At 61.3% G+C, this 6800-nt stretch carries 6 protein-coding genes; all 6 read right to left on the bottom strand.

Going from position 1 to position 6800, the window contains the following annotated elements; genetic code table 11:
- Positions 1-245: ExbD/TolR family protein (locus AABE20_RS11220; protein WP_338333136.1), on the bottom strand; the 245-nt coding region annotated here is incomplete at its 3' end.
- A gap of 72 nt (positions 246-317) precedes the next feature.
- Entirely contained in the window at positions 318-743 is a 426-nt protein-coding gene (locus AABE20_RS11215) for an ExbD/TolR family protein (RefSeq protein ID WP_338333135.1), read from the bottom strand.
- Between the two features lie 3 nt (positions 744-746).
- Entirely contained in the window at positions 747-1760 is a 1014-nt protein-coding gene (locus tag AABE20_RS11210) for a MotA/TolQ/ExbB proton channel family protein (RefSeq protein WP_338333134.1), read from the bottom strand.
- Between the two features lie 120 nt (positions 1761-1880).
- Positions 1881-2573: an energy transducer TonB gene (locus tag AABE20_RS11205; protein ID WP_338333133.1), complete on the bottom strand. Its 693-nt coding sequence runs from the start codon at positions 2571-2573 to the stop codon at positions 1881-1883.
- A 302-nt stretch (positions 2574-2875) separates the two neighbouring features.
- Positions 2876-4007 (bottom strand): peptide chain release factor 2 gene (gene prfB / locus AABE20_RS11200; protein WP_338333132.1). Its coding sequence is split into 2 segments (ribosomal slippage): positions 2876-3937 and positions 3939-4007, totalling 1131 coding nucleotides; the frame shifts between segments, so codons are not numbered across the junction.
- A 59-nt stretch (positions 4008-4066) separates the two neighbouring features.
- Entirely contained in the window at positions 4067-6784 is a 2718-nt protein-coding gene (locus AABE20_RS11195) for a penicillin-binding protein 1A (protein WP_338333131.1), read from the bottom strand.
- Between the last annotated feature and the right edge of the window lie 16 nt (positions 6785-6800).

Here is a 6800-nt window from a genome sequence, read left to right as displayed (position 1 = left end):
ACCGGCTGCCCGTTCCACGTAATCGTATTATCAAAGTCCACCACAAGGGTTACAACCGGCACCTCCTCGGTCGAAGGCGGCGGGTTGCCCTGCGGCAGATCAATCGCAACGGATTGGGTCTGCAACGGGATGGTGATGATCAGCATGATCAGCAGAACCAGCATCACGTCAATCAATGGCGTGGTGTTGATGTCTACAATGCCTTCGTCTTCCGTTGTGCTATCCGACCCGACATTCATGCCCATGATCAGTTACTCTCTTTACTCCACCCTCCCGCGCCCGTTGGCGCGGGGGACGGGGGCCTCGGCCCGCCGTTGTCAGTTGGTCTTCGGCTTCTCGGTAATGAAGTCGATATGATAGATGCCAGCCTGCTGGCATGCCGCCACCATCCTGCCCACCGTCTCATACCGCGCCTTCATGTCTCCACGGATCTGGATCTGGGGCTGCGGTTTGACAACCGCCACTTTTTCCAGATGGTCCAGTAGGTCCGCCTGGTCCTTGAGCGGTGTTTCGTCCCAGAACGCCTTGCCATCCGCCGTAACCGCCAGCACCACGTTGCTCAGTTTGGTCTGTGTGGGCTGGTTCATGTCGCGCGGCAGGTTGACCTTGACCGTATGGGTCGCCACCGGAATGGTGATCAGGAAGATGATCAGCAGAACCAGCATCACATCCACCAGAGGGGTCGTGTTGATGGCGGAGACGACTTCGTCGTCCCCTCCTTCGTTGCCAACCTGCATACCCATGCTTCAGCCCACCCGGTTGGAGGTTGTGACCGTGGTCGGGGAGTGATCGGCATTCACCCGCACCGCATCAACAGCCGCACCGTGGCGCACGCCGCCAATCAGGATGGACTGCAGGTCATCGGCAAAGTCGCGCACCTGATCCATGGCCCCTTTGTTGCGGCGCACCAGCAGGTTGTAACCCAGCACCGCTGGCACAGCCGTTGCCAGACCAATGGCGGTCATGATCAGCGATTCCCCCACAGGCCCTGCCACCTTGTCGATGGAGGCCTGACCGGCAATGCCAATGGCGGTCAGCGCGTGGTAGATGCCCCACACCGTGCCGAACAGCCCGATGAACGGAGAGGTGGACCCCACGGTGCCAAGGAAGGCCAGACCCTTTTGCAGGCTGTTCTGGATGTTGTTGACCGCACGCTGGATGGACATGGAGGTCCAGCTATGCAGGTCAATGGCTTCCTGCATGGTGCCTTCATGGTGTTCGGCCGCCGTAATACCCGTATCGGCAATATAGCGGAACGGAGAGGAGGAGGAGAGCGCGGAGGCTCCTTCCTGAATGCTGTGTTTGGTCCAGAAGTTTTTGGTCGCTTCCTTGCCCGCCGCAAACAGACGCCCCTGCTCGATAAACTTGGTGATCATGATGAACCATGTGCCAAGCGACATGATGAGCATGATCAGCAGCACACCACGGGCGATAACATCGCCGTTCGACCACAGGGCGGACAGGCCGTAGGGGTTGGCGTCATCCTTGGCGTCTGCGGCTGGAGCCGGGGCTTCTGCTGCTGCGGCGGCTGCGGGGGTTGGGGCTGTTGTGCCATCGGTGGGAGCCGGGGTTGTGGCGGCATCCGGGGCAGCGGGCGTTGCCGGGCCGGGGGCAGGTGCAACAGCGCCTTCAGCCGGGGCCGGAGCCGTGGCGGCGGCTGCATCCTGCGCAAAGGCGGCCACGGGGGCTGCCGTGCTCATCAGCAGCACAAGAGCCGGAGCGGCAAGACCTGACACAAAAGAACGGGGCAGTCTGCTCATGTTACTCAAGATCCTCATCCAAAAGCCCGGCCCCATAATCCCCTGCCGGAGTGGACCGGGCGGTCCGTATTGCTGTGTTATCCAGGGTGGCCCGGTCTGGACCGGGCCGTCTGCTCTGCGTCAGTCATCCAACCGGAAGCGGATGACATACGTCTTGTTCAATTCCCGCACAGGCACACCGTTGCGGCTTGCTGGCCGGTAGCGGGCCTTGCGCACGTAATCCAGCGCGGACTGTGCAAACGCCTGACCACCCGTAACCGACTGCACACGGCAGTTGCTGGTCATGCCCGTTGTTTCCACATCGCACACAATGGTTACGCGGCCTTCAATGTTGTCTTCCTCCATTTCTGGCGGATAGACGGGGCGCACGTTGTTCAGCGGCGATGTGCCTGCCGTTGTGTCCGGCGAGTCATTGGGCGGCGTGTCCGCTGGTGGCGCCTTGGCGGTCTGGGTGGGTGGCGCCACAGGCTGCTTGGGCGGTGTACGGGCCACGTGCTTCATGGGGGGTTTGGGGGGCGGTGGCACCTCGATCTTTGGCGGCGGAATGAACGGCGGCGGCGGCACGGTCATAACCGGCGGGGGTGGTGGAGGCGGCGGCGGAGGGGGTGGCGGCGGAGGCGGCGGCAGAACCCGCGTCTGGATAGGAGGGTGCACCGGCGGAGGCGGGCTTTCGCCATTACCCATACCGTAGATCAGCCCCCATATCCCCAGCACGTGCATGACCAGCACGAGCAGGAACGCGACCACACCAACAGCAGCACTTGCCCGAAAGGCATACTTTGCCAAACCTGGCTGCTGCTCAGGGTTACTCATTCTGGCCCTCCCTCTTCAAACCGCCAAACGGAGCATATCTGTTCCGTTTTCAGCCACGAAAACACTCAGGAACTTTACTCTGGCCACATGGGCCAGAACCAGCAGGCCTGATGACCTGCCTTTATCCATTTCGATGATTGGGCAATCTGGCACGGCAGATGTCAAGCAGGTTGTCTGAGAAAAGTTTGCATCTGAACTTTATGATCTTAAGTACTTTGCACAAAAGAAAAAAAGGCGAGCCCCGATCTGGAGCCCGCCTTCTTTCCCATCCCGTATAACCGGCATGGCCAAACACCCATGGCTTACTGCGCGTTAGCGCTCGCCTCCGAACGGGTCGCCCCGACACGCATGGCCAGAGCTGCGGCCATAAAGGCGTCCAGATCCCCATCCAGAACGGCATCGGGGTTGCCCGTTTCAACATTCGTACGCAGGTCCTTGACCATCTGGTAAGGAGCCAGAACATACGAACGGATCTGATGCCCCCAGCCAATATCGGTCTTGGCGGCCTCGGCTTCCGCTGCGGCGGCCTCGCGCCGTTGCAGTTCTGCTTCGTACATACGCGCACGCAGCATTTGCATGGCCGTGGCGCGGTTCCGGTGCTGCGAACGATCGGTCTGACACGCCACCACAATGCCGGTTGGAATGTGGGTAATACGGATGGCGGAATCCGTTTTGTTCACGTGCTGACCACCAGCGCCCGAGGCGCGGAAGGTATCCACCTTCAGGTCCGCATCATTGATTTCAATTTCAATTGAATCATCAATAACCGGGTAGACCCAAATCGATGCGAATGATGTCTGCCGCCGGGCTGCCGCATCGAAAGGGGAAATCCGCACAAGGCGGTGCACACCGGCTTCGGTCTTCATCCAGCCATAGGCATTGGGGCCGGACACCAGAATGGTAGCGGATTTAAGCCCGGCCTGTTCGCCTTCGGAGCTTTCAATCAGCGTGACCTTATAATTGTGCGCTTCCGCCCAGCGGGTGTACATGCGCAGCATCATTTCGGCCCAGTCCTGCGCCTCCGTGCCACCAGCACCGGCGTTGACTTCCAAATAGCAGTCATTGCTATCCGCCTCGCCCGAAAGCAGGCTTTCAATCTCGCGCCGTTTGGCTTCTTCCGCCAGTGCGCGCAGGCTGGCCATACCCTCGGACACCAGATCGGCATCCCCTTCGGCTTCGGCCATCTCGATCAGTTCGGAGGTGTCGCTTACGTTGGTTTCCAACGCCTGCACACCCTCGATCTGGTTGGCCAGAAGCGTGCGCTCACGCATCATTTTCTGCGCGGCTTCTGGGTTATTCCACAGGTCTGGGTCTTCGGCCTGATTGTTCAGTTCCGCAAGGCGGGCTTCAGCGACATCCCAGTTAAAGATGCCTCCTCAGCAGTGCGACCGACTGCTTGATCTGTTCGTTAAGGGCTTCTGTCTCGGCGGACATCGGGCCTGTTCTCCATCTACTTTGGGGGACTTATCGTCCAATTCCGTTCTCTGGGGCTTTCAATAAAGGCCACCCATGCCAATGTCACCCCCAGAAGGTGCGGGCGCGGATGGGCTGCCCCCTTCGGCCGGGCTGGCGCCCGTTGCTCCGGGCTGGCCCGAACCATTGGCGCTGGCTGCCATATCGCTCTCCGAATCCGGCATGTTCTCGGCCCCTGTATCGGCTGCACTAAGCTGCTGGGCATCCACATTGCTCAGCAGATTGGCGCTTACGCCGGGGAGCTGGCCATCCTTGAACGCATCTATCGCCACGCCACGCCCTGTGTCGTAGCTGACCAGTGTCACCCCATCGGGGGCGGCAAAGTCCAGCTTTGGCTGGTCCTTGAGGGCCGTCTTCATCACCTTATTCCACAGCGGGCCAGCAATCGCGCCCCCTGTTTCGTTCCGACCGAGGGACTGGGGCGTGTCAAACCCGATCCAGACCACCGTCACCAGTTCGGGCGTGTAGCCCGCGAACCATGCGTCGTTAAAGTTCTGGCTGGTGCCGGTTTTGCCCGCGATGGGCACATCTATGCCCTCGCCTGCACGCACACCCGTGCCGCGCCGAATAACATCTTGCAACATGGTGGTGATCTGGAAAGCACTCTGTTCGGATGCCGCCACGGGCCGGTCATCCCGCAGGGCAGGCAGGTCCTCCGGGGTCAGCACCACAACAGAAGGCGGCGCAGGTGGGGTGGTGGCCTGTGCGGTCTCCGCATGGGTCTGTGGCGCATCCGGGTGGACGGCATCCACCCCGGCTGTCGGGGCCGAAGCCCCGGTGGGCACGGAGGATGCGGAAACCAGAGATAACCCCGTTGCGGGCCGCCAGATAACATGGCCGTCCCTGTCCTGCACATCATCAATCAGGGTGGGGGTAATTCTGCGCCCTCCGGCGGCAAGGGCCGCGTAGGCTCCGGCCTCCTTGATAACCGTTGTTTCAACCGCACCCAGTGCGGCGGGCAGCACATGGGGCATGCTATCCACCAACCCAAGCTTTATGGCCGTATCCGCCACCGTGTTCATGCCCAGATGGGCGGCAAGGCGGATGGTCACAAGGTTGCGCGACTCTCGCAACGCATCATGCAGGGAGGTAGGACCCCAGAAGTCTTTTTCGTAGTTATTCGGGTGCCATGTGCCATAGGACACGGGGGAATCGTCAAACTCCTGAGAGGGCGATATGCCCTGCTCCATGGCCTGCAGATACACAAATGGCTTGAAGGATGACCCCGGCTGGCGCAGCGCCTGTGTCGCCCGGTCGAACTGAGAGGCCTGAAAAGACCACCCCCCCACCAGTGCAAGCACACGCCCCGTGCGGGCGTTCATGGTCACAATAGCCCCTTCCACCACAGGGATCTGCATAAGCGCCACAACGGACTGCCCGGTCTGGGGTTCGACCATAACAATATCCCCCGTGCGCAGGGGGCGGGCACGGCGGACCCATGCCATATCCTTGGGCTGGATCTGGCCTGTGTGGGGTTCCCCCCCCTGTGCGGTATTCCGGCGGACCACGCTGCCTTCCAGCCAGCCGACCTGCCCCTTGTTGCCGTCAAGCACAATGGCCAGACGCCACTGGTCCAGCATACCCGCAGGCGCACTGACCGTACGCAGGGCGCGCACCCACTCCTCCTGCGTCAGAGGGATTGGCGTGGACAGATGTGTGACAGGGCCATGCCAGCCACGGTGCTGGCGGTCATACGCCATAAGACCCTGTTGCAAAATGCTCTGGGCCGCGCGCTGGAGGGGCAGGTCCAGACTGGTATGCACATCCAGCCCGCCCTGCATGGTTACGTCCTGCCCGTATTTTTCCAGCAGTTCGCGCCGCACTTCCTCGGCAAACCATTCGGAGCCGGGGGCCGGGCCGGGGCGGGAATAGCTGATGCTGACCAGTGGCTCTGCCTCGGCCAGCCGGGCTTCCGCCTGCGTAATGGCCCCTACATCGGCCATGCGTTCCAGCACCCAGTTCCGCCGCCCCCGTGCGGCATCGGGGAAGCGGGCTGGATTATAATTGGTGGGTGATTTGGGCAGAGCGGCCAGAAAGGCGGCCTCAGCGTTATCAAGCTGGTCCAGTGGTTTGTTAAAATACGTCTGGGCGGCGGCCCCAATGCCATAGGCGCCGTTGCCCAGATAAATTTCGTTCAGGTAAATTTCGAGAATTTTTTCCTTGGGCAGCACCTGTTCAATACGCATGGCCAGAAATGCTTCCTTGGCCTTGCGTTTGAACGACACAGCATTGGTGCCCAGCAGCATAACGCGCGCAACCTGCTGCGTAATGGTGGACGCACCAATGGGCCTGCGCCCGCGATCACGCGTAAGGTCGGTCAGGCCCGCGCGGATAATGGCGGCAGGGTCCACCCCCTTATGGGTCCAGAACTTCTGATCCTCCGCCGCGATAAACGCGCTTTTCACCCGGTCGGGAATGGCGTTGGAGGGCACGAACACGCGCCGCTCATCGGCCAGTTCGGCCACAAGCTGGTCATCCCCTGCGTACAGGCGGCTCATCACCGGCGGCTGGTAGGACCGCAGCCCGTCCACTGTTGGAAGGTCAGCAACAATACTCTGGTATTGCGACCACACCACCACAGCACCACCGGCACTCCCCACCAGCAGCACAGCCGCAGCCGTGCCCAGCAACATGCGCCACTGACGGAAACGGGGCCTGCTCAATGGAAAAGACCGTGTGGTGTCCCGATCATGCGGGGGGGAGGAATCCGGGTCATCAGAAGGCGGAGTGCGTGTCATACCGGTCCTTTATCAT

This window comes from Acetobacter zythi (assembly GCF_963921165.1).
In the GTDB taxonomy this organism is placed as follows: domain Bacteria; phylum Pseudomonadota; class Alphaproteobacteria; order Acetobacterales; family Acetobacteraceae; genus Acetobacter.
The sequence above is the reverse complement of the archived record's forward strand: the minus strand, read 5'-3'. Positions and strand labels throughout refer to the sequence as shown.